This window comes from Candidatus Limnocylindrales bacterium, from assembly GCA_035626395.1.
Taxonomy (GTDB): Bacteria; Desulfobacterota; Binatia; order UBA1149; family CAITLU01; genus DASPNH01.
This window is the reverse complement of the sequence record DASPNR010000007.1, coordinates 324,526-349,183: the sequence shown is the minus strand read 5'-3', so window position 1 is coordinate 349,183 and position 24,658 is coordinate 324,526. Positions and strand designations below refer to the sequence as shown.

The following is a 24,658-nucleotide window of genomic DNA, read 5'->3' as shown; positions in this document are numbered from 1 at the left end:
TTGATCTTCAGCCCCAATCTCGGCTGCCTGCTCATGCTCCTGCTGCTGGCGCTCGTCGGCGGCACGCCGCTTCTGGTGGGCCTGGCGCGCGTCGCCGTCTTCTTCACCCTGTTTCTGGTCGCGGCGGGCACGATCGGCACCTGGTGGCTGCGCCGCCGTGCGCTCGGCATGTACGCCCGGCAGGCGCCGGGCCAGCGCCTGTTCGTCGAGACGCTGGTGGAGCTGCTGGTCAAGCTCGCGGAGGTCGACGGCCCGCTCGATCGCCGCGAGGTCACCGCCATCCGCCACTTCTTCCAGCACGATCTCGGCTACCGCGCCGAGCGCCTGCTGTGGGTGCGCGATCTCGTCAAGGAATCGCGGCGATCGACGCTGACCGTGGCCGCGCTGTGCGAGCGGCTGCTGACCAACTACGACCTGCAGGCCCGCATGATCGTGCTCGATGTCCTGACGCGCGTCGCCGTGGCCGACGGCAAGATGGGGCCGGCCGAAGGCCGCTTTCTCGACGAAGTCGCCAATCGCCTGGGCCTGGGCCCGTTCGTCAACAGCTTCGGTTGGGCGCGCGCCGGCAGCGACCAGCACCAGCAGCAGCAGAGCCGGGGGCCGCGGCAGCAGGGCTCCGTATCGATCAACCAGGCCCTGGCCACCCTGGGCCTGGACCGCGGCGCCAGCGCCGACGACATCAAGCAGGCCTGGCGACGGCTCTCCAAGGAGAACCATCCCGACCGCGTCACGCATCTCGGCGAGGAGTTCCGGCGCGTGGCCGAGACACGAATGCGGGCGATCAACGCGGCCTACGACACGCTGAAGAATGCCGGCCTCGTTCCCTGAGGCTGACCGCGTTCGGCGGGCGCCGCGCCGCGACTGCTTGCTCATGCTTGCTCATGCGGCGTGCACTGCCGGATTTCCGGGCAGAAACCGGCGAACTGGCGCAGGCTAACTCGCTGAATTCGTTGCGGCGCAGGTGGCACCGCAATTGCAAAAAGCAGAAGCGGGCACTGCCATAAGTGACGCTTATTGCCTGTGCGGGATGGCTCGGGGACTCGAAGAGCCAGGCCACGGGACCAGGCCGCCACGCGCAGAAGGTCGTGCCACAGCGGCAAGGAGAAACCCATGAAGAAGGTCGAAGCAGTCATCAAGCCTTTCAAGCTCGACGAGGTGAAAGAGGCGCTCGGAGGGGTCGGGGTTCAGGGCATCACCGTCAGCGAGGTGAAGGGCTTTGGACGGCAGCGGGGACACACCGAGCTGTACCGCGGCGCCGAATACGTCGTCGACTTCCTGCCGAAGGTGAAGCTCGAGGTCATCGTCAAGGACGACCAGGTCGACCAGGTGGTCGAGGCCATCACCGCGGCAGCCCGCACCGGGCGCATCGGAGACGGAAAAATTTTCGTGACCACGGTAGACGAGGTCGTCCGCATCCGCACCGGAGAGACAGGCGAAGCAGCGCTCTAAGCGAGAGGCGCCGCTCCGTTCATTTCGTACTCGCAGTACTCGCAGCAGGGAGGACCTCGTCCAATGACACCAAAGGAAGCCCTGAAGTTCGCCAAGGAAAACAATGCCGAGGTGGTGGACTTCAAGTTTTGTGACCTTCTCGGAACCTGGCAGCACTTCAGCACGCCGATCAGCGAGCTCGAAGAGTCGATCTTCGAGGAGGGGCTGGGATTCGACGGCAGCTCGATCCGTGGATGGAAGGCGATCAATGCCTCCGACATGCTCGTGGTGGCCGACCCCAAGACCGCCGTCATGGATCCGTTCATGGAGCGGCCCACGCTGTCGCTGATCTGCGACATTGAGGATCCGATCACTCGCGAGCGTTATGACCGCGACCCGCGCAACATCGCGCGCAAGGGCGTCGAGTTCCTGCGCTCCACCGGCATTGCGGACGTGGCGTACTTCGGGCCGGAGCCCGAGTTCTTCATCTTCGACTCGGCCCGCTTCGAGACGCGCCAGAACATGGGCTACTACGAGGTCGATTCGATCGAAGGCGCGTGGAACAGCGCCGACGACGGCGGACAGAACCTCGGCTACAAGATCCGCTACAAGGAAGGCTACTTCCCCGTGGCGCCGACCGACCATTTCCAGGACATCCGTACCGAGATGTGCCAGGTGATGGAGCAGGTCGGCATCCGCGTCGAGCGCCAGCACCACGAGGTCGCCACCGCCGGTCAGGCCGAGATCGACATGCGCTTCCAGCCGCTCGTCGAGATGGGCGACTGGCTGATGTGGTACAAGTACATCGTCAAGAACGTGGCGCGCCGCCACGGCCGCACCGCCACGTTCATGCCCAAGCCCCTGTTCCTCGACAACGGATCGGGCATGCACGTGCACCAGTCGCTGTGGAAGGACGGCAAGCCGCTCTTCGCCGGCGACAAGTACGGCGGCATGTCGCAGATGGCGCTGCACTACATCGCCGGCGTGCTGCAGCACGCCTCGGCGATCTGCGCGCTGACCAACCCGACGATGAACTCGTATCACCGCCTGGTGCCGGGCTTCGAGGCGCCGGTGAACCTGGCCTACTCGAGCCGCAACCGCTCGGCCGCGATCCGCATCCCGATGTACTCGCCTTCTCCGAAGGCCAAGCGCATCGAGGTCCGCTTCCCCGACCCGAGCACCAACGGCTACCTCGCGTTCACGGCGATGATGATGGCCGGCCTCGACGGCATCGAGCGCAAGCTGGATCCGGGCCAGCCGCTGGACAAGGACATCTACTCGCTGTCGAAGGCCGAGCTCCACGACGTGCCCAGCGTTCCCGGCAGTCTGGCCGATGCGTGCGACGCGCTGGAAAGAGACCATGCCTTCCTGCTCAAGGGCGACGTGTTCAGCGAGGACTTCATCTCGACGTGGGTGGAGTTCAAGCGCTCGCGCGAAATCGATGCGATCCGGCTGCGTCCGCATCCGCACGAGTTCGAGCTGTACTACGACTGCTGAGTCCTCGTCTCTCGAAGATCGGCCTTGCAAGATCCCGCCACCGGAGACGGTGGCGGGATTTTTTTGCGTGCGCGCGCCCCCTATTCCACCGCCAGGCAAGTGGGAGCGTCCATCGATCCGGTATAGATCGCGCAGATGTCCGCGCCCTCGACGCAGGAACTGCAGGCCCTTCTGCGCCGCCACGTCCTCGACGTCTGGTTCCCGCGCTCGCTCGACCACGAGCACGGCGGCTTCCGGTGCGATTTCGACCGGAAGTGGCGCTCCTGTGGCACGCACGAGAAGCTGCTCGAGTTCCAGGCGCGTCAGACGCTGTTCGCTGCCGAAGCCGCTCTGGCCGATCCGTGCGATGCCGCCGTGGCGGCGGCGGCGCGTCACGGCTTCGCCTGCCTGGCCGGCACGATGTGGGACGCGACCGAAGGCGGCTGGTTCCACCGCTGCGACCGCGCCGGGCGCGTACTCGAGAATCACACCAAGCACGTGCACGGAATGGCCTACGCCATCGCGGCCTGCGTGGCGGTGCACCGATTGACCTGCGAGGCTGCGCCTCTGCGCCTGGCGCAGCAGGCATTCGAATGGCTCGAGAACACCGCCTTCGACCGCGAGCACGGCGGCTATCTCCAGTTCTTCACACGCGACGGCCGGTGCATCGATAGCGCCAGCGAATCGCTTTGGCGCGATCGCCTGGATCCGATCGGAACTCCCGTCGGCCTGAAGGATTCGAACACGCACTCCGATCTTCTGGAGGCGCTGACATCGCTGCACTCGGTGTGGCCCGACGTCACGGTGCGCACGCGCCTGGTCGAGCTGGTCACGCTTTTCGAGCAGCGCCTGCTGGCGCACGACGGAGCGCTGCACTTCTTCTGCCTTCGCGATTGGACGCCGGTCCCGCACCGCGTGCGCGTGGGGACCACCCTGCAGACGGCGTGGAGGCTGAGCGCGGCCCGCGCGCAGGCGGCGCTGCCGTTCCCGGCCGACGATGCCAGCCGTCGCATCCTGCGCTACCTTCGCGAGCACGCGCGCGACCGCGCCGGCGGCTATTTCCTGGCGGGCGAGGTGCGACCTGCGGCCGCGCAGTCCGCCGCCGCTTGCGCCTACGCGTGGGTGGAGCACGCGGTTGCCGCGGGCGGAAAGGTCTGGTGGGTGCAGTTCGAAGCGCTGCGGACGATCATGGATCAGCATCGGCAGCGACCGCGCGCGGAGCTGCACGAGGAGTACGTCGCGCTCTGGAGCTACATCGTGCGCGCGTTCGTGGACGCGCGGCACGGCGGGATCTATTCGCACGGCCTCGATCTGCTGCCGTGGTGGTGGCCGGCACGGGCGCCGTCGCTGCCGCGCGGCCAATCGTCCAAAGGCACGGCCTGGAAGGACGCGTCGCATGAAGGACGAGCGCTGCTCGAGCTGATCCGCATCACCACGCGAAGCGGCGCCAGCCCACCAACGCCAGCTGGCCCGGGGCACGTGACGTCATTGGCTCACCGGAATGCGTGACCTGCCGCATGGCCGTCACCTTTCCGTTCCCGATGCAGCAGCCGCTGCCGCACGGCTTGCGGCGCGGCGACGATCACGATAGCGCCAGCACGCGTGTCCGATTCCGGCCGAATCTTCGCGATGCAGGCTCTGTTCGGGCAGGGGCGGGACGAGCTCGTGGCTCACGTTCCGCAGGCCGTCCGGCTCGGCATGCGCGTGCACGAGATCGGTCCCTGCTTCGCGATCCTTCGTCTGCCGTGGCGCGAGGAGCTAGTGGGCGATCCCGTGCGCCGCGTCGTCTTCGGCGGCGTCATCACGACGATGCTGGACCAGGCCAGCGGCATCGCGGTGCAGTGCTCGCTTCCGGAGTTCAAGACCATCGCCACCCTGGACCTTCGCATCGACTATCTGCGCGCGGCCCAGCCCGGAGCCGAGCTGACGGCGCGCGCCGAGTGCTACAAGCTGACGAGCAACGTCGCGTTCGTCCGCGGCACGGCGTGGGACGCCGATGAGAAAGACCCGTTCGCCAGCATGCTGGCGACGTTTATGCTGGTCGGGCCGCTGCACCCGGACGCCTGGCAGAAGGCCATCGTCCGCGGCAAGGAAGCGCTGGAGGCCGGGCGATCGTGAAAGCTGCCGATGCGGTCGCTGCCATCCCTTACGCCCGCTATCTCGACATTCGCCTCGAGACGTCCGGCGAGGGACTGATCTGCGTGATGCCGTTCTGCGCCGACATCGTCGGCAACGTCGTCCTTCCCGCCATCCACGGTGGTGTCGTCGGTGCGTTTCTCGAGCTCACGGCGCTGCTCCACCTGGTCGAGCTGGCAGGGGAGGAACGGGTGGCACGGCCCATCAACTTCAGCATCGACTACCTGCGCTCGGCCGGGCCCAGAGACACGCGCGGCCGCGCGGAGATCGTCAAGCACGGCCGGCGCATCGCCAACGTCCGCGTCGTGGCCTGGCAGGACGATCCCGCCAGGCCGGTGGCCACGGGCGTCGGAAACTTCCTGCTCTGAGCCGTCGTCAGGACGCGCGAGCGCGACGTCGAAGAGGCGACGTCGGGCCTTCGTGTGCCGCTTGCCGGTGAGCTTGTTTCTCATCGCGAGCGTGGCAGGCTCCGCGCATGCCAGACTTCAGTCTTTTCGGCGATGAGCATGTTCGACAGTACGAGGCGACGGACGGCAAGGTCGGCCATGACTGGAACGGCACCAGCTGCCTGATCCTTCGCACCAAGGGCCGCAAGAGCGGCGAGGTCCGCAAGTTCCCGCTCTGCTATGGCCGCGACGGCAACGATTACGTCGTCGTGGCTTCCAAGGGCGGCTATCCCGATCATCCTGGCTGGTACAAGAACCTGCTGGCGCATCCCGACGTGGAGATCCAGGTCTTCGACCGGGTCATCCCGGTGACCGCCCGCACCGGCAGCGCCGAAGACAAGAAGCGAGTTTGGCCGCAGATGGTGCGAATGTGGCCCGACTACGACAACTACCAGGCCAACACCACGCGCGACATTCCGGTGGTGCTGCTTTCCCCGCGCTAGGTACACGCGCCGGCACCCGTCCGGATGCAAAGGGGCCCCGGCAACGGTAGCCGCCGGGGCCGCAACGCACGCGCTCTCGCGCATCTGCTGAGGATCGTCAGCGGGGACAGTTGCCTTCGGAAACGACGGTGGTCTCGCCGGTCTTCGCGTTCGAGACCGTCTTCTGCTGGCAGTTGGCGTCCTGGTAGACCCGCTTGGTCACCACTCCATTGGAGCTTTCCTTGAACTGGACGCCATTGCCTTCGTATGCGGTCTTGCTCTTGGGCCCGCTCTGCTTGTGCGTGTAGCTGCCGTCGGGGCCCTTGTAGGTTTCGACGTAGCCGTCCGGAGTCTCCCGGATGACGGTCGTCTCATCGGCGGCCGCCGCGAGCGGCAAGATCAATCCAGCGGCCAGACTCGCACACACTGCGTATTGAGCTGCTGTCTTCATGGCTTCTCCTGCGGTGCAGCCGGCGCCGCACCTTCGTTCTGGGATACAGCTTGGACCGGGCCGGCCCCGCATTCATTCGCGGCAGGCAGGCCGAATGCAGAACGGCCCGCTGCTTTCGCAGCGGGCCGTTCGCGCTTCACCGTATCGTACCCTCTCGCCTATTCTGCGGGGCAGCCGCCCACGCCCGGCGTGTACTGCGTCTCCGGCGCGTTCTCGCAGAACGTCCGCGAGATCGCCTGATTGGTCACGCGTCCCGGCCCCGGCAGACCCGCCACCGTGTTGATGGGCTGGTTGCTCGTGGGCGGGATGCAGAACACGGACGCTCCCACCGGCATGGTCGGGCTGGCCTGTCCGGTGGCCACGATCGGGTCGAGGAAGCATTCGCGGCGCTTGACCAGCGTGCAGTTGCCGGCGTCGACACCGACCGATGCTGGCTCGCAATCGGCGTTGACCGAGCACGACAGGATGCCGTCGCCGTTGGCCTTCACCACCGCATCGCAGCTGCTCTCGTCCGGGCCCTCGGTGCACAAGCCTTCCTCGTCGCCGGCGTCCTCGCACAGCCCGCCCTGGCACTGGTTCGGCGACGGGAAGCCGCCGGTGCCGTTCGCGCTGCAGGTGGACGGATTGCACTGGCCCACGTTGCGATTGAGGCAGTCGGTGTTGGTGTTGCAGGTCAGAGACGTCGCCTGGCTGCAGCGCTTGATCGTCAGGCACGTGCCGGCATTGACGCTCGAGCAGTCGTTGTTCGACGTGCACAGGAACTTGTTGGAGACGCTGCACGCGCCCGACTGCGACGCGCAGTCCGCATCATCGTCGCACGGCACCGTTGCATCGGTCGTGCACTGCCGGCAGGCGCAGAGCAGGTCGCCGTTGCCGCACGGCACGTCGAAGTCGAGCTGCTGGGTCCCGGTCGTCTGCGTCAGCTGGATGACCAGGCCCGCGCCCGACACGTTCTTGCCGGTATCGGGGAAGCAGTCGATGCTGTAGCCGGCGCCGCCCGGCGCGTTGGGAATGGCCGGGAACGAGGTGTTGTAGGCGTTCACGTCGCAGGCCGTTCCGATGTTGCGGCCGTCCACGCAGACGCCGCCGCGGTTGCCGTCGTTGGCGGTCGGGTCATCCTGACAGGTGTTGCCGTCGCCGCAGTCGGCATCGAAGATGCACGTCTGCGTGTCGTCGTTGGAGCAGACGCCGCCGCAGACCGGACACGGATTGCTCGTGGTGATGCCGAGGAAGACCTGCGTACGCAGGTTCGCCGAAATCGCGCCGGAGCCCGTATCGGGATTGGCCGTTCCCGAGATGTCCTCGAAGAAGCGGTTGACGATGCAGGCCGGCGTGCCGCCCGAGGAGAGCGGGAAGGGCGCGCCGAAGTAGCAGTTGCAGACCTGGCCGCCGCAGTCGTCCGCATCGGCCGCGAATTTCTCGTCGCACACCGCCTGGTTGTTGTTGGCGCACCGGCAGTTGCCGATGGAGGGATCCAGGCCTTCGACCGAGCAGACACCGCAGGCGCCGCCGGTTCCCGGACAGTCCAGGAAGCCGCGGCTGAGCGTCTCGTTGTTGATGTCGGAGTCGTGCGCCAGGCCCGTCCATCCGCTGTCGAGCTCGGTCACCGTCTGGCAGCGGCCGCGCTCGTTGTTGCAGGTGCCGACCGGACAATCGGCGTTGTTGCTGCACAGCTCGCCGAAGCCCGAGTACAGCGTCAGCTCGCCGAAGCCGGGGCAGGCCCCCGCGGCAACCAGCGTCGTCGTCGGCGTATCGATCGTCGTCGTGGGCGTATCGACCGTGGTGGTCGTGTTGCTCAGCGTCGTCGTCGGCGTGTCGATGGTGGTCGTGGGCGTATCGATCGTCGTCGTGGGTGTGTCGATCGTGGTGGTCGGACCTCCCAGCGTCGTGGTGGTGGTCGACGTGCTGGTGCTCGACGTGCTCGTGCTCGACGTGCTGGTGGTCGTGGTATCGCACTCGGGGCAATTCAGCTCGACCGGCTGTCCGACCGCGTACTTGAGGCAAAGCAGAGAGTCGGTGGCCTGGATCTCCTCGTTGCCCGTCGTGTCGCACACGCAGATCTCGCACTCTTCGGTGCCGACTGCGCTCTTGAGGATGTACAGGCAGTCACTGGCGGTGGGGTTCTGACCGGACGTGACGGGCTGGCTGCAGTCGCCCTGAGCGGCTTCGGACGCCGCCGGCAGCGACAGCACCAGCGCGAACAGGGATGCAGCAAAGGACAGCGACAGGCGTGAGGCCAACTTCCAAGACATGCACGGTCCTCCTTTGAGATGCGCGGTTCCCTTCTTTTGTAGCCCCGAGTCGGCGCGGCTGACTATAGCCTTGGCCTCAGAAGCTTTGCAGCGGTCGAATTGAGGGCCAGAAGCCTGCCGTCCGGGGCGGATCCTGCTTCCGAACCGTCGGTCGAAGGTAGGAGCCGGCGGCCCGGCGGCCCCTTGGCCAGGTGGGGGCAAGGCGCGGCTGGGCCCGGCGCCCGCGCGCGGCTGCCGCCCTGGCGCAGCCACACGGCGGGCGGTCAGCCCAGCGGCGGGTTGAGAACGATCACTTCCACACGCCGGTTTCGTGCACGTCCGCGGGGGTTGTCGAAGCCGTCGGGAAGCACGTTCGGCTCCACCGGGAACGCTTCGCCGAACCCGCGTACGGCCAGCCGCCGGCGGTCGACGCCGCGCGCCGCCAGCTCATCCGCCACCGCCCATGCACGGCGCTCCGACAGCCACTGGTTGTATTGGCGCGTGCCGACGGCATCGGTGTGGCCTTCGACGGCAATGCGGCGCCCCGATGCATGCGGTCCGCGCAGAACCTCGCCGATGTCCGCGATGGCCACGACCGCGTCGGGCGTCAGGCGGTCGCTGTCGAATGCGAAGAAGACGTCGGGGAGCGTGACGACCACGCCGCGAGCATCGGACGAGACGGCGACGCTGCGGCCCCTCAGCTCGGCGATGAGCGCGCGGTTGCGGGCGATCTCGGCGTCGCGGCGCGCAACGTCCTCGTGCAGCGGGGCGTTGCGCCGGTGGTAGGCGTCGTGCTGATCGCCGATGGCGCCGCCGGCGATGGCGCCGACCGCCCCACCGATCAACGCTCCTTCGGCCGTGCCGCCGGCAGCCTGGCCGATGATGGCGCCGCTCGTGGCACCGAGGATCGCGCCCGTGGCCATGCCGTGCTCGCGTGCCGTGGGAGGACCCGAAGCGCACCCCGCGATGACGAGGACCACGACGGCTGCCCACCCTGCGCCCCATGCAGCCCGCCAGGCGCCGTCGCCATGCCGGACGGCGGAGGCGGACCTGCGCCGGCCGTCAGCGGCGCCGTCGGCACGCGCTGCGTCGCGCCGCGCATCGTGCTCTTTCATCGAACGTTCCTCAGTACTCGTAATAGTCGCCGTCGTCGTTGTGACGGCTCTCGTAGTAGCGCTCCGAGTAGTAGCCGTGCGGCTGGCTGTAGGGAGGCTCGTAGGGGTCGCGATACCCGGGCTCTCCGCGCTCGCGACGCAGACGCTCGATCTCCGCGCGCTGCCGGGCCAGCTCGTATTCCTGCTCCCGAGCGCGCTGCTCGAGATAGTACGCTTCCTGCTCCCGTGCCTGCTGCGCGTCGCCAATGGCAGCGCCCGTGATCGCGCCCAGAGCGCCGCCGATGATGGCGCCCGCCGCCGGATCGCCCGCGGCGGCCCCGATCACCGCTCCGGAGCCGGCGCCGACGATGGCGCCTGCCGCCAGCCCTTCCTCACGCCGCGTCATCGGCCCCGACGCGCAACCGGCGACGGCGATTCCGAGAGCCATCGTCGTCGCGAACACCACCAGACTTCCACGACTGCTCATGTCTCCTCCTCCGGCTCTTTCGACTAGAGCAACCGCGATTCTATTTCATCCGCAGCGCGCATCGCCACTTCGCGAGGCGTGCGAGTGCGCGCGCTAGCGGCGCTGGGGCTCGGGCCGCACCGCGCCCCAGAACAGCAGGACGACGCCGATGGTGATGAAGCTGTCGGCGACGTTGAAGGCGGGCCAGTGCCACGCGCCCACGTACACGTCGAGGAAGTCGACGACTTCGCCGAAACGGATGCGGTCGTAGAGATTGCCGATGGCACCGCCGATGACCGATGTCAGCGCCAGGCGCTGCGAGAAATCCTGGCGCGGCGTGCGGCGCAGCATCCACGCCAGCAGCGCCACCGTCACCATGGCGAACACCACGAACAGGAGCTGACCGTAGATCGGCGGCAGGTCGGCGAGCAGGCCGAAGGCGCCGCCGCGGTTTCGCACGTGGGTGAGCGAAAAAAAGTCCGGGATGACGGGGCGCGACTCGCCGAGCTGGAATTCGCTGACGATGCGGCTCTTGGCCCACTGGTCGACGACGAAGATCAGGGTGGCCAGGAGGGCCGCCAGCTTGCCGCTCAAGTTCTCGTTCTCCTGGAAGCGATCAGAGGCTCGCCACGACGCCGTGGCAGCGGTCGCAGAGCTCGGGATGATCGCCGTGGGTTCCCACACTCTCGCTGAACTTCCAGCAGCGGCCGCACTTGCCGCCGCGTGCGCGCTCGACCGCGACCTCGATGTCTCCGACGCCGTGCACGAGCTCGACCTGCGAGACGATCAACAGCTCGCAAAGCGCCTTCTCGCCGAGCTCGGTCAGCAGCTCCGCATCGCGGCCCGAGCTGGCCAGCTGTACGCGCGCCTCGAGCGACTGCCCGAGGATGCCGGCGCGGCGCTGCTCCTCCAGCGCCTTGGTGACCACGGCGCGGATTTCCCAGATGCGCGCCCAGCGCGACGCGCGTGCCTCGTCGTGCCAGGCAGGGTCGACCGAGGGAAAGTCGGACAGGAAGACGCTGGTCGGGTCGCCGCCGGACGGCTTCTGCGCGGGCGCAATGGCGCGCCAGACCTCGTCGGCGGTGAAGCAGAGGACCGGCGCGATCACCCGCACCAGCGCCAGCAGGATCGCGTGCATGGCCGTCTGCGAGCTGCGCCTCTCCACCGAGTCCTTGCCCGAGCAGTAGAGACGGTCCTTGACGATGTCGAAGTACAGCGCCGACAGGTCGACGCTGCAGAAGTTGTTGAGCGCGTGGAAGACGATGTGGAACTGGTACTCGTCGTAGGCACGCCGGCAGCGCGTGACGAACTCGTCCAGGCGCGACAGCACCCAAAGATCGAGCTCGCTCATGTCGGCGGCGGCGACCGCGTGCGCCGAGGGATCGTAGTCGGCGAGGTTGGCCAGCAGATTGCGGCACGTGTTGCGGATGCGCCGATACGAATCGGCCAGCCGCTTCATGATCTCGTCGGAGATGCGCACGTCGTCGCTGTAGTCTTCGGCGGCCACCCACAGGCGCAGGATGTCGGCGCCGTAGGTCTTGAGGATGTCCTGCGGCGCCACGACGTTGCCCAGCGACTTGCTCTGCTTGCGCCCCTCGCCGTCGAGCACGAAGCCATGCGTGAGCACGCTGCGGTAGGGCGCGCGGCCGCGCGTGGCCACGGACACCAGCAGCGTCGAATGAAACCATCCGCGGTGCTGATCGCTGCCTTCCAGGTACAGATCGGCGATCGTCTGCGAGCCGAGGTCCTGCTCGACGACGGCGGCGAAGCTGGCGCCCGAGTCGAACCACACGTCCAGGATGTCCGTCTCGCGCTCGAACTGCGCGTTGCCGCAGCCGGCGCAAGAGAATCCGTCGGGAACGAAGTCGGCGACGGGGCGGGCGAACCATGCGTCCGAGCCTTCGTGCTCGAAGATGTCGGCGGCATGGCGCATCAGCTCGGGCGTGGCTGCAACCTCTCCGCAGCCGGCGCAGCGCAGCGCCACGATCGGCACTCCCCAGGCCCGCTGGCGCGACAGGCACCAGTCGGGACGGTTGGCGATCATGCCGTGGATGCGCTCGCGTCCCCACGACGGCACCCATCGCACCTCATCGATGGCGGCAAGCGCCCGGGCGCGGAGCCCGCTGTGCTCCATCGAAAGGAACCACTGCTCGGTGGCGCGGAAGATGATGGCCTTCTTGCACCGCCAGCAGTGCGGGTAGCTGTGCCGGATCGGCTCCTCGCCGAGCAGCGCGCCGCGCTCGCGCAGCAGCACGACGATGTCCGCGTCGGCTTCGAACACGAAGCGGCCGGCGAAGTCGGGCACTTCCTCGGTGAAGCAACCGGCGGCGTTGACGGGCGCATAGGCCTCCAGGCCGTAGCGCTGGCCGACGACGTAGTCGTCATGGCCGTGGCCGGGAGCGGTGTGGACGGCGCCGGTGCCCGTATCGAGCCCGACGTGCTCGCCGACCACGATCCGCGAGGCACGGTCGATCCACGGATGGCGCGCTTCGATGCCTTCGAGCTCTATGCCCCGGAACGTCGCCAGCGTCTGGCCGAGCTGAAGACGTGCGCGCAGCGGCTCCACCAGGTCGGTCGCGACGACCAGCGCGCGCTCGCCGGCCTCGACGAGCGAGTAGGAGAAATCGGGACCGACCGCTACGGCCAGGTTGGCCGGCAGCGTCCAGGGAGTCGTCGTCCAGATCGCGATGGCCAGGGATCGGTCCGCGAACGCCGCCAGCGGCCCCTGCGCCGGCAGCGCGAACGCGACGAAGACCGACGTCGACGTCTTTTCGTCGTAGTCGACTTCGGCCTCGGCCAACGCCGTCCGGCACGACGCGCACCAGTGCACCGGCTTGCGGCCGCGGAACATGGCGCCGGTGGCCAGGATGTCGGCCAGCTCGCGCACCTCGCGCGCTTCGTAGTCGAAGTCCTTGGTCAGGTAGGGCCGCTCCCACTCGCCGAACACTCCCAGGCGCTGGAAATCGCGACGCTGGATGTCGACGTAGCGGTCGGCGTAGTCGCGGCAGAGGCGGCGCACCTCGACCAGGCTCATCTCGGACTTGGCCTTGCGGCCGATCTGCTTCTCGACCTCCAGCTCGATCGGCAGGCCGTGGCAGTCCCAGCCCGGACGATACGGCGCGCGAAACCCGGCCAGCGCCTTGTACTTGACGTTGATGTCCTTGAGGATCTTGTTCATCGAATGGCCGATGTGGATGTGGCCATTCGCGTAGGGCGGTCCGTCGTGCAGGAGGAACAGCGGCCGGTCCTGACGCACCTCGAGCATGCGCTCGTAGATGCGCTCCTGGCGCCACGTCTCCAGCATGGCCGGCTCGCGCTGCGGCAGGTTCGCACGCATCGGAAAGTCCGTGCTCGGAAGCTGGAGTGTGTGCTTGTAGTCCATGGCGGGCCGGCCAGGTGGTCGCGAAGGCTCGGGGCATACCAACGGTGTGACGGGGTGGCAACTTCGGGGGCGGGCCGCGTCATGCCCCGATGAGCGCACGGACGCGCCGGCTCTCGCCGGCGCGATGGAACCGGCAACGTATCCGCGCTACATGGCGCGTGACATGGCCAAACGTCTGCAGGTCAATTTCCGGCGGCCCGGCCCCACCGTCGTCTCCGAGGACGGCCAGCCGCGTCCGTGCGCGATGGGCGTGCCGTGGGTCAACAGCGACACGCTGGCCACGCTGCGCAAGCGCAACATTCCGCGCACCGACGCCAAGGGGCGGCCGCTGTCGCAGAACCCGACGCTGAAGCGCTGAAATCCACTCGCGCGCCTCCGCACCGGCAGGCGCGACACGATCGAATCGACGGGAAGCGGGCCGGAATCAGCCGGAAATGCGCCGGCGCGGACGCGCGGACGCCGCTCGCTGCGTGGTCCGCTGCATGCGGTCCCAGTCGAAGGACAGCTCGCGGCGCATGCCGAGGAAGTAGCAGCACATGTCGTGATCCAGATCGTTGTGGAACGTCCGCTGCTGGCCGTCCTCGAACAGGATGCGCACCAGACAGGTTCCGCCGACGACGGTCGACGTCATCTCCTCGACCACCGAGCCGACGCCCCACTCTTCGTGGTACGCGTTGTAGACACGGTCACCGAGGTGCAGGAACAGTCGCTTCTCGTTCACGACGCCGCAAACATACACGGCTCGTTTTCTCCTGACCAGTCTTTCTTTGCGCACCGGGCCCGGTGGCGCGGCTAGAATTCGCTTCCACCATCGGGCGCGATCCGCATGCTGGCGCCGTCGACCACGACCGGCACGATGCGGCGGCCTCGCGTGAGCTTGAGCAGCTCGGGAACGGCCTGCGGATTGCTCGTCAGGTTGACCTCGGTGAAGCGCTCGCCGCGCTCGCGCAGGCCGTTGCGGAGCGCATCGCAGAAACGGCAGCCGTCTTGGGTGTAGAGCGTAACCGCCATGTCGCGACCACGTCTTGCGGCCAATGGTCCGTCAGATGCGCAGGCCGTCGCCTTCGACCGGCCGCACGGTCGTCTCGAGCACGCGCATCTCGAGCCCGTCCTTGCTGCGGATGGTCAGGATGCTGCTGTAGACGTTCATGCCGGGCGTCGGCTCGATCTTGACGACCTCGAAGCGCCCGGGGTGGCTCTGATGCACCACCTGATCCCCGATCTTGATCGTTTCCTCCATCCCTCACCCCAGCAGAACCGATTGTCGCTCGCGCACGGCCCGCTCCAGCAGCAGCCGCACGCTGCGTTGCAGGCGCTCGGTCATGGCATCGAAATCGCGACCGTCGCGGAAGCGCCGTTCGCGGAACAGGTAGATACGCGGGCCGAACACCAGCGTCCACCTGCTCGGCAGCGGCAGCATGCCCAGCGGGCCGAGCAAGGGAAAGAACGGCGTGATCGGCAGATACGGCGCGCCCACCAGACGGCCGGCCTCGGCGCTGCGCCCGATGACCGGATACGCCTCCTCGGCGCCGACGACGGCGAAGGGAATGACGGGCAGGCGATACCTGCACGACAGGCGTGCGGCCGAGGTCGCGAAGCGCTGCAGCCGGTAGCGCTGGTCGAACAGCTTGGCGACGCCGTCGATGCCCTCCGGAAAGATCACGACCAGCTCGCCGCGCCGTGCCAGCTCCTCGGCCACGCTGTAGCGCGCGGGCACGCCGCCGGCGCGGCGATAGATGTCGGCCAGCCACGGCATGCCGTCCACGAAGCGGTCGTAGAGAACTCGCGCCACGCGTCTGGGCGAGTCGGGATTGCCGGGATCGTCGACGGCGTACGCGACCATCGCCGCATCGACGGGCAGCGCGCCCGAATGATTGCCGACGAGGATGGCGCCGCCGTGCCTGGGCACGTTGGCGAGACCGCGGGTTCGGACGCGCCAGTAGCGTTCGAAGAAGAAGCGCACCGCCGGCCGAAGCCGCTCGCGCAGCTCGTGGTCGATCTCGAAGGCGCCGTGACCGGCGCGGCGGCGCGGTACCAGGGATGCGGCGCCGTTACCCGCCGCCGTGAGCGGCGAATCGAGGCGGGCAGCCGCCATGCGATCAGGACGGCTCGTTGGATGCCGTTGCGGCGCCATCGCCCGCCCCGCCCTTGCGCCGCCGCCGCCGCCGTCGCCGCTTCTTCGGCTCGTTGCCGTCGCTCGGAGCTGCAGCCGGAGCCTCGGCGCTCTTGGCCGCAGGCTTGCTCGCAGCGCGCTCGGGCGGCGGGCCCTTGCGCGCCCCGCCATCGCGCGCGCCCTCGCGTCCGGACGCGCGGCCGCGCCTGGAGCGGCCGCGTCCGCCTTTTTCGGGAATCGGCGACTCGTGCAGGTTCAGCATCGGGCCGCCCTCGGCGCGCTCGGTGGCCGGCGGCAGGATGAGCAGCTCGGGCTCGGGAAACTTGTGCGGGATCGAAAGGCCGATGTATTCCTCGATGGCCTCGAGCGAGTACACGTAGTGCTCGCATGCCAGCGACAGCGCCTTGCCGGAGGCGCCGGCGCGCGCGGTGCGCCCGATGCGGTGCACGTAGTCTTCGGGGTCCTGCGGAAGATCGTAGTTGAACACGTGCGTGACCGCGTCGATGTGGAGGCCGCGCGAGGCGACATCGGTGGCCACGAGCATGTCCAGGTCGTTGCTCTTGAACGCGCGCAGCATCGCGATGCGTTTGTTCTGGTCAAGGTCTCCCATCAGAACGCCGCAGCGATAGCCGTGCCGCTCCAGCCGCGAGGCTATCTGGCGGGCGGCGCTGCGGGTATTGACGAAGACCAGGCTGCGCGGCGGCTTCTCGCGCGCCATCAGGCTGAGCAGCACCGTCATCTTCTGATCGACACCGACGTGGTAGACCACCTGCTCGACGCGGTCGACGGTCACCTGATCCTCGTCGATGGCGACGCGGTGGACGTCGTTCATGTACTCGTAGGCGAGCTCCAGCACGCGATAGGAAAGCGTGGCGGAGTAGAGCGAGGAGACGCGCTCGGTCGGCGGCGGCATTCGCTTCACCAGGAAGCGCAGATCGTCGATGAAGCCCATGTCGAACATGCGATCGGCCTCGTCGACCACGAGCACCTCGGTGTCGCGCAGCGTGAACACCTTCTGCTTGTAGTAGTCGATGAGGCGGCCGGGCGTACCGATCAGCACATCCACGCCGCGTTTGAGACGATCGAGCTGCTTGTTGTAGTCGACGCCGCCGTAGACGGCGTGGATGCTGAGCCCGGTGTGCTTGCCGAGCAGCTCGGCCTCGTCGCGGATCTGCATGGCGAGCTCGCGCGTGGGCGCGATGATCAGCGCACGCGGGCACGATCCGGCGCCTTCATGCCGGCGCGGCCGGCGAAGCAGGTGGTGGAACGTGGCGATGAGGAACGCAGCCGTCTTTCCGGTGCCGGTCTGCGCCTGGCCCGCGATGTCGCGGCCGGCCAGTGCGAAGGGAAGCGTTTCGGCCTGGATCGGCGTGCAGTGGACGAAGCCGGCTTCGTCGATCCCGCGTCGCAGGCTTTCGGGAAGATCGAGCTCCGCAAAGGCAAGCCGCGAGGTGGAGGCGCTGGTAGGGCCGGAGGTCATGTCCTCAGTTGCTCGCCGATGCCGGCGCACGCGTTTCGCGAAGAAGCTTGACGTAGTCTTCCGGGCCGATGAAGCCGATGCGGCGCGTGCGCTCCTTTCGGTCGGGACCGAAGAAGACCGTGGTGGGTGCGCCGAAGACCTTGAAGCTCTTGCGCACCACTTCGGCGTAGGAGTCGTTGCCGGTCATGTCCACCTGCAGGAAGTGGATGCCTTTGGCCGCCTCCACCACCGCCGGATCCGTATAGGTCCGCTGCTCCATCTCCTTGCACGGCGCGCACCATTCGGCGCCGAACGTGACCACGAACGGCTGGCCGCTATGCTCGGCCTTGGTGTAGGCCTCCGACGTGAACGGCACCCATGGCAGCGCGCCGCCGCCCGCCGCCATCGCCGATGCGCCGCCGGCAAGGACGCACACGGCGGCCAGCGCAATGGCGCGAGCGACGCATTTTGCCGCGAGCCGCGAGCGTCGTGTGCGGAGACGGGACACGACCGACGGGGTGGGTTGGCAGTAGGCCACGAACCGGCACACCGTAGCCGAGCATTCGGGGATTTGCGAGTCGGGGACCCGCCGGTCGAGCAGCCGAATCTTCATCGAGGACATGCTGATGAGACGACCTTTCCTGCACTTTCTTGCGGTATGGATTTCGGCGAGCGTGGCGACGGGTGCAGCGTCCGTCGCTCTGGCCGGCGCGATCGAGAGCGGGCCGTTCATTCCGGTCGGATACTCTCCGGATGAAGACGCCATCGAGGAGCAGATGGACCTGGTCGCCACCGGTCTCGGCTGGCGCTGGCGCTTCGACGGCTACGACGCGATCGACCGGCTGTTCGAGCGCGCGCACATCGATTTCTCGGCCGCAGTCGAGCCGCTGGCCATGGTGCTGATCGTCGAGGACCAGGAGGCGTTCGAGGCTTCGGTCGTCCCGTACTTCCAGCTTCGCGTCGCCGGGTGGGACCGCATCTCGCCCTACTTCGAAGGCGGCATCGGCCTGGTCTACACGACCCTGTCCGGCTACGGCCTGGGCTCGCCCGTCAACTTCAGCGACAACGCCGGGATCGGCATCGCGTTCGGCCCGGAATCCTCGGTGCAATGGACGATCGGCTACCGGTTCCGCCACATCTCCAATCTCGGGCTGTGGAGCGACCACAACGACGGGCTCAACGCGCACTTCCTGGTGGTGGCGGTGGACCTGTAGGCCCGCAGCGGTCATCCGACGGCGATCGGCCGCGGCCAAGGCGCGTCGATGAGCCGCACGATGCGCGGATCGGCCTTCAGACCGGAACGACCTCGACGACCTCGAGCCCGTAGCCGGAAAGGTTGGGAAGACGGAACGGCGAGTTCGTGAGCAGGCGGATCTTGCGCACGCCGAGGTCGCGAAGGATCTGCGCCCCGATGCCGTAGTCCTTGAAGTTGGCCAGGCGCGCCGATGGATTGGTGGTGACCGGACCGTCGCCGTCTTCGGCCAGGATCTCGGCGCCGCGCCCGCGGCGGCGAACGTACAGGACGACGCCCGCTCCTTCCGAAGCGATCTTCTCCATCGCCCGTTGCAGCACCGCCGCCGTGTTGCGAACCGTGTAGCCGAAGACGTCGCCCGGCAGATATTCGGCGTGCGCGCGCACCAGCACGGGCCGGTCCGGATCGATGCTGCCCTTGACCAGCACCAGGTGCTCGCCCTCCTCGACGCTCGAGCGATAGACGTGCGCCGTGAACTCGCCGCCGTAACGCGTGGGAAGCCGCGCGGTGGCGACACGCTCCACCAGCGACTCGTTCTGCAGGCGGTACTGAATGAGATCGGCGACCGTGGAGATCTTCAGCGAATGGTCGCGCGCAAAACGCACGAGATCCGGCAGGCGCGCCATCGTGCCGTCCTCGTTGAGGATCTCGCAGATCACCGCTGCCGGTCGCAGACCCGCCAGGCGGCACAGGTCGATCGAGCCTTCGGTCTGGCCGGTGCGCACCAGAACGCCGCCCTCCCGCGCACGCAGCGGGAAGATGTGTCCGGGAATGACGAAATCGGACGCGTCGGCGCCGTCCTCGGCCGCCTTGCGGATGGTGCACCAGCGGTCGCGCGCGGTGACGCCGCCGCTGGTGCAGCCGCGCGCGTCGATCGAGACGGTGAAGCCGGTGCCCAGCGGCGCCGTGTTCTCGGTGACCATCATGCGCAGGCCGAGGCGCGCGATGCGCTCTTCGGTGATCGGCATGCAGATCAGGCCGCGAGCCTGGCGGATCATGAAGTTGACCTGCTCGACCGTGACCTTCTCGGCCGCCACCACGATGTCGCCTTCGTTCTCGCGGTCCTCGTCATCCATGAGGACGATCATGCGGCCCGCACGGATCTCGTCGACGACCTCCGGCACCGGAGAAATCGGCGAGCCGCCTTCGCGGTCGAGCCTGGGCGCGTTCGAGAACATCGGGTCGGCGAATACACCCCTCGCGGCGCCGTGCAAAACGGCCCGCTACTCCACCAGCCAGACCGGCGTACCGACCTCGACGATGGCGTAGAGCGCGGCGATATCGTCGCGGCTCATCGCCACGCAGCCCTTGGTCCAGTCGATGCCGGCCGCCTGCTCCTGCGGCCGGTCGTTGCCGTGAATTCCGAGGCCGCTGCCGATGTCCAAGGGCTTACCGCCGACGTCGGGAATGATGCCGCGCGCGAGCTCCTGAGCGTAGACCGCCTTGTCGGAATCGTTCGGGTAGTCGATGGCGAGGAAGTACTGCCATCGCTCGTGCGGGCGCTTGTCGGTGATGCGGTACTTGCCCTCGGGAGTGCGCGCATCGAAGGCGAAGCGTTTGCGTCCGTCGGGCTTGATCCCGAGCACGATCGGGTACTCGCGCTCGAGGATGCCGTGGCGGTAGACGGCGAGCATGCGGCGGCCCTTGAAGACCACGACCTGGAGCGGTCCCCACGGCGTCTCCTTGTCCACGAGCGTATCGGGAATGCGGCGCGGATCGGGAGCGGGCTCCTTGCGGAACAGCGACAGGAAGTGCGCAAGCGCCGAAGCCGGCGACACGAGCATCTTCTGTTCGGCGGTGGCGACGGCTGGAATCGAGAGCGCGATCACGAGCATCGCCGGCGCGATGCATCGGCGCAACGTCGCGCGAAGCAGTCGCATTTGGATTTCGTGGCGAGCCATGGCGTATAAACCGGCGCTTGAGGGCATTCTCGAACAACGCACGGCCGGTGGCAACGACGCGAACGGCGGTCCATCGCTGATGCACGCTGGCCATGCCGGTCGCCGCACGCTGCTGGCGCGCGCGGCGCTCCTCGCCCTCCTGCTGCCGGCCATCGCCGCCTTCCGCCTGGGCACTCCCGACCCCACCGTCACGGAGTGGCCGCTCCCGGAATTCTCCGAGCCATCCTCGGTGGTCTACCACCCGCTACGCAAGTCCCTTTTCATCGTCGGCGATGAGGGCGACATCGGCGAGGTGTCGCTGGAGGGCAAGCTCCTTCGCAAGAGTCATCTCGGCGGCGATCTCGAAGGCGTCACCGTCGATCCGGCCACCGGGCTCCTGTACGTGGCGCGCGAAGGGCACGAGATCGTCTTCGAAGTCACCGCCGACGACTTTCGCATCACCCGCCGCTACACCATAGACCGGACCTTCGAGGGCAACCCCAACTTTCTGGCGCGCGGCGGCGACGGCATCGAGGGCATCACGTTCGTTCCCGACGAGTCGGCCAAGGAGGGCGGGCGCTTCTACGCCGCCAACCAGTACGATCCGCCCGTCCTGATCGAGCTGGCCATTCCCATCCGTTCCACGAAGGACAAGTTCGAGAACGCCCGCATCGTCAGCTCCAGGGCGGTGGAGGCGCCGCCGCTCTCGGACGTTATCTGGCAGCCCGCCATGAAGGCCTTCCTGGTGGTGTCGGCGCTGTGGAAGAAGGTCTACGTCGTCGATGCCCAGGGCCGTAATCTGCGCGCGGCGCGTGTGCCGGGGCTGATGCCGGAGGGCCTGACGCCGCTGCCCGATGGCCGCTTCGTGATCGCGCAGGACACCGGCGGGCTGCTGCTGTGGGCGCCCCCGACTGACCCATTCGCCGGCGAGACGGCCCAGCCGGCGGCGCCATCGGCACAGTAGAGTTTCGCCTTCAGGACGTGGAGACGCGAGATTTTCTGTTCTAGTCTGTCGCGCCTCCAGCCATGACCAGACAATCGAAGCCTTCTCCCAAGCGCTCACGTCCACTGGCAGCCGTCGTTCTGGCGGCCGGCCAAGGCAAGCGCATGCGGTCCTCTCTTGCCAAGGTGCTGCACGAAGTGGCGGGGCGGCCGCTCATCCTGCACGTGCTGCAGTCGGCAGCCGCGCTGTCGCCTTCGCCCATCATCGTCGTCGTCGGTCATCAAGGCGATGCGGTACGCGCGGTCGTCGGCGAGGGCGTGACGACCGTCCTTCAGAGCGAGCAGCTCGGCACCGGACATGCCGTCATGCAGGCGAGGCCGGCTCTCGAAGGCTTCGACGGCGACGTGCTGGTGCTGTGCGGCGACGTTCCGCTGCTGCGCAGCGAGACGATGCAGGAGCTGGTGCTCGAGCATCGCGCGGCCGGCGCCAAGGTGACGGTGCTCAGCGCGAAGGTGGAGGATCCGACCGGCTACGGGCGCATCGTTCGCGGCAAAGGTCAGGGCGAGCTTCGCATCGTCGAGGACGCCGACGCGGCCGAAGAAGAGACGATGATCGACGAGATCAACACCGGCACCTACTGCTTCGACGCCCAGTTCCTCCTGCGCGAGCTGGACCGGCTCGGGCGCGACAACGCACAGGGCGAGTACTATCTGACCGATCTGGTGGAGATCGCTTCCAATCAAGGCGCCGCGGCATGCGCGACGCTGGAGGAAGGGGAGGAAGGCCTCGGCGTCAACAGCCGCGCCGATCTCGCCCGCGTCGAGAGCCTGCTGCAGGAGCGCCTGATCCTGGATTGGATGGACCAGGGCGTGACGTTCCTCGATCCGCCGTCGACGATGCTGTCGGTGGACGTCCGCATCGGGGCCGACACGGTCGTCGGTCCGACCGTACGCCTTTCGGGCGCAACCGTGATCGGCGAGCGATGCGTTCTGGAAGGCTCGACGTTTTTGCGCGATACGCGGGTAGGCGACGGCGCGCTGGTGCGGTGGGGAGTGGTCGCCGACCGCGCGACCATCGGCGCGGGCGCCAAGGTCGGGCCCTATGCGCATCTGCGGCCGGAGGCCGACCTCGGCGAGCAGGTGCACATCGGCAACTTCGTCGAGGTCAAGAAGGCGAGCATCGGCGCGCGCAGCAAGGCCAACCACCTCGCCTACATCGGCGACGCCAGCGTAGGCGAGGACGCCAACATCGGCGCCGGCACCATCACCTGCAACTACGACGGCTTCCGCAAGCACCGCACCGTCATCGGCGACCGCGTGCAGATCGGAAGCGACACCCAGCTGGTCGCTCCGGTCACCGTCGGCGCCGACAGCTACATCGCCGCCGGCTCCACCATCACCAAGGATGTCGCGCCCGGCTCGCTCGCGTTCAACGACAAGCCGCAGCGCGGGCGAGATGGCTGGGTCGAAGCGTTTCGCGCGCGTCAGAAGGCCAAGGAGAAGAAGTAGGATGTGCGGGATCGTCGGATACGTCGGCCACCGGCGCGCCGAGAACGTGCTGATCGGCGGTCTGCGCAAGCTCGAGTATCGCGGCTACGACAGCGCCGGGCTGGCCACGCAGGTCGACGGCAACATCGACGTCCGGCGTGCCGTCGGCAAGCTCGACAACCTGCAGGCGCTGCTCGACGGCGAGCCGCTGCAGGGAAGCGTGGGCATCGGCCACACGCGCTGGGCCACGCACGGCAAGCCCTCCGAGCGCAACGCGCATCCGCACCGCGCCGGCGACGTGGTCGTCATCCACAACGGCATCATCGAGAACTATGTCGGGCTGCGCGAGGAGCTGGCGGCGGCCGGCTGCAGGATGTGCTCGGACACCGACACCGAAGTCATCGGTCACCTGATCGACCTGGAGTGCCGCGGCGGCAAGTCCCTGTCCGAGGCCACGCGGGCGGCCATCGCGCGGCTGCGCGGATCGTTCGCGATCGTGGTGCTGTCGGCGAGCGAGCCGGGGCGGCTGATCGCGGCCAAGAACGCCACGCCTGTTGTGGTGGGCCTCGGCGACGGCGAGAACCTCGTCGCCTCCGACGTTCCGGCGCTGCTCGACTACACGCGCGAGGTCATCTTTCTCGAAGACGGCGAGATGGCCGAGGTGACCGCGGAGTCGGTGCGGATCCGCACGTTTGACGGAGAGGCGGTCGACCGCGCGCCACGGCGGATCACGTGGGATCCCGTCACGGCGCAGAAAGGCGGCTACAAGCATTTCCTGCTCAAGGAGATCCACGAGCAGCCGACCGCCATGATCGACACGCTGCGAGGCCGCCTGGACCAGGATGCCTGTACGGTCACGCTCGGAGAGCTGAACGAGCTCGAGGCGGGGCTCGACGCGATCGAGCGCATCGCCGTCGTCGCGTGCGGTACGGCCTGGCATGCCGGCCTGATCGGCAAGTACGCCATCGAGCGGCTGGTCCGCCTGCCCGTCGACGTCGATTACGGCAGCGAGTACCGCTACCGCAATCCAGTCCTGGATGAGCGCACTCTGATGATCGTGGTGTCGCAGTCCGGGGAGACCGCCGACACGCTGGCAGCGGTGGAGGCGGCGCACGAGCGCGGCGCCAGGGTGCTCGCGATCTGCAACGTCGTCGACTCCTCCATCGCGCGCAAGGCCGACTACGTCCTGTACACGCACGCGGGTCCCGAGATCAGCGTGGCCAGCACGAAGGCCTTCACCACCCAGCTCTGCGCTTTCTACATGCTCGCGGTGTGGCTGGGGCGACGCGTCGGCGATCTCTCGCAGGAAGAGGAAGCGCGCTACGTGCAGGCCATGGTCGAGCTGCCCATGCACGTGGAGGCGGCGCTACGCTGCGAGGCCGACATTGCCAGGCTGTCGCGGCAGATCTCGACGGCCTCCGATGTCCTCTACCTCGGCCGCGGCGTGAACTTCCCCGTGGCCCTCGAGGGGGCGCTCAAGCTCAAGGAGATCTCGTACATCCACGCCGAGGGCTATCCTTCCGGCGAGATGAAGCACGGCCCCATCGCGCTCATCGACGAGACGCTGCCGGTGGTCGTCATCATCCCCAAGGACGAGGTCTACGAGAAGACGCTCAGCAACCTGATGGAGGTGCAGTCCCGCGGCGGGCGCATCCTGGCCGTCACCGACGATGCCGACGCCGAGCTGACTCGCATTGCCGAGTGGGTCGTGACGGTGCCGGCGACCGAGAGCCTGCTGATGCCGGCAGTGCTGACGGTGCCCCTGCAGCTTCTGTCCTATTACGTCGCCGTCGAGCGCGGCACCGACGTCGACCAGCCGCGCAACCTGGCCAAGAGCGTCACCGTCGAGTAGGCCGCGACCGCGCCCTCTGTTCCCTCGGGATGACCGCAGCCGACTACCAACGGCACGCTGCGGACCGGCGGCCAAAAGCCACGGCCCGTGATGATCGTGCAACATTGCAACGCAGACGAGGCGGTTCTGCGGCGCGAGAC

Annotated in this window: 26 protein-coding genes; 12 read left to right on the top strand and 14 right to left on the bottom strand. The window is 67.9% G+C overall.

Going from position 1 to position 24,658, the window contains the following annotated elements:
• The 7 genes from VEC57_04970 (at position 1) to VEC57_04940 (ending at position 5,929) form a co-directional block, all read left to right on the top strand.
• Entirely contained in the window at positions 1–828 is an 828-nt protein-coding gene (locus VEC57_04970; GenBank protein HYB98469.1) for a TerB family tellurite resistance protein, read from the top strand.
• A gap of 282 nt (positions 829–1,110) precedes the next feature.
• Positions 1,111–1,449, top strand: coding sequence for a P-II family nitrogen regulator (locus tag VEC57_04965; GenBank protein ID HYB98468.1), 339 nt, complete (start codon positions 1,111–1,113; stop codon positions 1,447–1,449).
• 63 nt (positions 1,450–1,512) lie between these two features.
• On the top strand, positions 1,513–2,925 hold the full coding sequence (gene glnA, locus VEC57_04960; GenBank protein ID HYB98467.1) for a type I glutamate--ammonia ligase: 1,413 nt from the start codon (positions 1,513–1,515) through the stop codon (positions 2,923–2,925).
• 135 nt (positions 2,926–3,060) lie between these two features.
• Positions 3,061–4,413, top strand: coding sequence for an AGE family epimerase/isomerase (locus VEC57_04955; protein HYB98466.1), 1,353 nt, complete (start codon positions 3,061–3,063; stop codon positions 4,411–4,413).
• Between the two features lie 93 nt (positions 4,414–4,506).
• Complete coding sequence (locus VEC57_04950) at positions 4,507–5,022, top strand: PaaI family thioesterase (protein ID HYB98465.1); 516 nt, start codon at positions 4,507–4,509, stop codon at positions 5,020–5,022.
• A complete protein-coding gene (locus VEC57_04945; GenBank protein HYB98464.1) occupies positions 5,019–5,408 on the top strand; it encodes a PaaI family thioesterase in 390 nt (129 codons plus the stop codon). Before VEC57_04950 ends, VEC57_04945 begins: the two co-directional genes overlap by 4 nt.
• Before the next feature lie 107 nt (positions 5,409–5,515).
• Positions 5,516–5,929 (top strand): nitroreductase family deazaflavin-dependent oxidoreductase, encoded by a 414-nt coding sequence (locus VEC57_04940; GenBank protein HYB98463.1) that lies wholly within the window; start codon positions 5,516–5,518, stop codon positions 5,927–5,929.
• 97 nt (positions 5,930–6,026) lie between these two features.
• On the opposite strand, the gene VEC57_04935 is transcribed toward VEC57_04940, so the two are convergent.
• The 6 genes from VEC57_04935 to ileS all read right to left on the bottom strand — a co-directional run bounded on the left by VEC57_04935 (position 6,027) and on the right by ileS (position 13,532).
• Positions 6,027–6,359, bottom strand: a complete 333-nt coding sequence (locus VEC57_04935; GenBank protein HYB98462.1) for a hypothetical protein — start codon at positions 6,357–6,359, stop codon at positions 6,027–6,029.
• Between the two features lie 158 nt (positions 6,360–6,517).
• Positions 6,518–8,611, bottom strand: coding sequence for a hypothetical protein (locus VEC57_04930; protein HYB98461.1), 2,094 nt, complete (start codon positions 8,609–8,611; stop codon positions 6,518–6,520).
• 263 nt (positions 8,612–8,874) lie between these two features.
• On the bottom strand, positions 8,875–9,705 hold the full coding sequence (locus VEC57_04925; protein HYB98460.1) for an OmpA family protein: 831 nt from the start codon (positions 9,703–9,705) through the stop codon (positions 8,875–8,877).
• 10 nt (positions 9,706–9,715) lie between these two features.
• The gene (locus VEC57_04920) at positions 9,716–10,171 is read right to left on the bottom strand and encodes a glycine zipper domain-containing protein (GenBank protein HYB98459.1); all 456 of its coding nucleotides are present in this window, start codon (positions 10,169–10,171) and stop codon (positions 9,716–9,718) included.
• 93 nt (positions 10,172–10,264) lie between these two features.
• The gene (gene lspA, locus VEC57_04915) at positions 10,265–10,744 is read right to left on the bottom strand and encodes a signal peptidase II (protein HYB98458.1); all 480 of its coding nucleotides are present in this window, start codon (positions 10,742–10,744) and stop codon (positions 10,265–10,267) included.
• A gap of 22 nt (positions 10,745–10,766) precedes the next feature.
• Complete coding sequence (gene ileS, locus VEC57_04910; protein ID HYB98457.1) at positions 10,767–13,532, bottom strand: isoleucine--tRNA ligase; 2,766 nt, start codon at positions 13,530–13,532, stop codon at positions 10,767–10,769.
• A gap of 124 nt (positions 13,533–13,656) precedes the next feature.
• On the opposite strand from ileS, the gene VEC57_04905 reads away from it, so the two are divergent.
• Positions 13,657–13,890 (top strand): hypothetical protein, encoded by a 234-nt coding sequence (locus VEC57_04905; protein ID HYB98456.1) that lies wholly within the window; start codon positions 13,657–13,659, stop codon positions 13,888–13,890.
• Positions 13,891–13,956: 66 nt separating this feature from the next.
• On the opposite strand, the gene VEC57_04900 is transcribed toward VEC57_04905, so the two are convergent.
• The 6 genes from VEC57_04900 to VEC57_04875 all read right to left on the bottom strand — a co-directional run bounded on the left by VEC57_04900 (position 13,957) and on the right by VEC57_04875 (position 17,717).
• Positions 13,957–14,253 carry a hypothetical protein gene (locus tag VEC57_04900; protein ID HYB98455.1) on the bottom strand — a complete coding sequence of 99 codons (297 nt, stop codon included), beginning with the start codon at positions 14,251–14,253 and terminating at the stop codon, positions 13,957–13,959.
• Between the two features lie 71 nt (positions 14,254–14,324).
• Positions 14,325–14,543, bottom strand: coding sequence for a glutaredoxin family protein (locus tag VEC57_04895; protein ID HYB98454.1), 219 nt, complete (start codon positions 14,541–14,543; stop codon positions 14,325–14,327).
• Positions 14,544–14,574: 31 nt separating this feature from the next.
• On the bottom strand, positions 14,575–14,772 hold the full coding sequence (locus VEC57_04890) for a hypothetical protein (GenBank protein ID HYB98453.1): 198 nt from the start codon (positions 14,770–14,772) through the stop codon (positions 14,575–14,577).
• 3 nt (positions 14,773–14,775) lie between these two features.
• Entirely contained in the window at positions 14,776–15,627 is an 852-nt protein-coding gene (locus VEC57_04885; GenBank protein ID HYB98452.1) for a 1-acyl-sn-glycerol-3-phosphate acyltransferase, read from the bottom strand.
• Positions 15,628–15,631: 4 nt separating this feature from the next.
• A complete protein-coding gene (locus tag VEC57_04880; GenBank protein ID HYB98451.1) occupies positions 15,632–17,125 on the bottom strand; it encodes a DEAD/DEAH box helicase in 1,494 nt (497 codons plus the stop codon).
• 4 nt (positions 17,126–17,129) lie between these two features.
• Positions 17,130–17,717, bottom strand: a complete 588-nt coding sequence (locus VEC57_04875; GenBank protein ID HYB98450.1) for a thioredoxin family protein — start codon at positions 17,715–17,717, stop codon at positions 17,130–17,132.
• A 13-nt stretch (positions 17,718–17,730) separates the two neighbouring features.
• On the opposite strand from VEC57_04875, the gene VEC57_04870 reads away from it, so the two are divergent.
• Entirely contained in the window at positions 17,731–18,318 is a 588-nt protein-coding gene (locus VEC57_04870) for an acyloxyacyl hydrolase (protein ID HYB98449.1), read from the top strand.
• Positions 18,319–18,394: 76 nt separating this feature from the next.
• Here the strand turns inward: VEC57_04870 and ribB are convergent, their stop codons facing one another.
• Complete coding sequence (ribB, locus tag VEC57_04865; protein HYB98448.1) at positions 18,395–19,534, bottom strand: 3,4-dihydroxy-2-butanone-4-phosphate synthase; 1,140 nt, start codon at positions 19,532–19,534, stop codon at positions 18,395–18,397.
• A gap of 45 nt (positions 19,535–19,579) precedes the next feature.
• Positions 19,580–20,236 (bottom strand): L,D-transpeptidase family protein, encoded by a 657-nt coding sequence (locus tag VEC57_04860; GenBank protein ID HYB98447.1) that lies wholly within the window; start codon positions 20,234–20,236, stop codon positions 19,580–19,582.
• A 19-nt stretch (positions 20,237–20,255) separates the two neighbouring features.
• Here VEC57_04860 and VEC57_04855 point away from each other — a divergent pair, with 19 nt between their 5' ends.
• The 3 genes from VEC57_04855 to glmS all read left to right on the top strand — a co-directional run bounded on the left by VEC57_04855 (position 20,256) and on the right by glmS (position 24,518).
• Positions 20,256–21,200: an SdiA-regulated domain-containing protein gene (locus VEC57_04855; protein HYB98446.1), complete on the top strand. Its 945-nt coding sequence runs from the start codon at positions 20,256–20,258 to the stop codon at positions 21,198–21,200.
• 62 nt (positions 21,201–21,262) lie between these two features.
• Complete coding sequence (gene glmU, locus VEC57_04850) at positions 21,263–22,687, top strand: bifunctional UDP-N-acetylglucosamine diphosphorylase/glucosamine-1-phosphate N-acetyltransferase GlmU (GenBank protein ID HYB98445.1); 1,425 nt, start codon at positions 21,263–21,265, stop codon at positions 22,685–22,687.
• A 1-nt stretch (position 22,688) separates the two neighbouring features.
• Positions 22,689–24,518 carry a glutamine--fructose-6-phosphate transaminase (isomerizing) gene (gene glmS / locus VEC57_04845; protein HYB98444.1) on the top strand — a complete coding sequence of 610 codons (1,830 nt, stop codon included), beginning with the start codon at positions 22,689–22,691 and terminating at the stop codon, positions 24,516–24,518.
• Positions 24,519–24,658 lie beyond the last annotated feature (140 nt).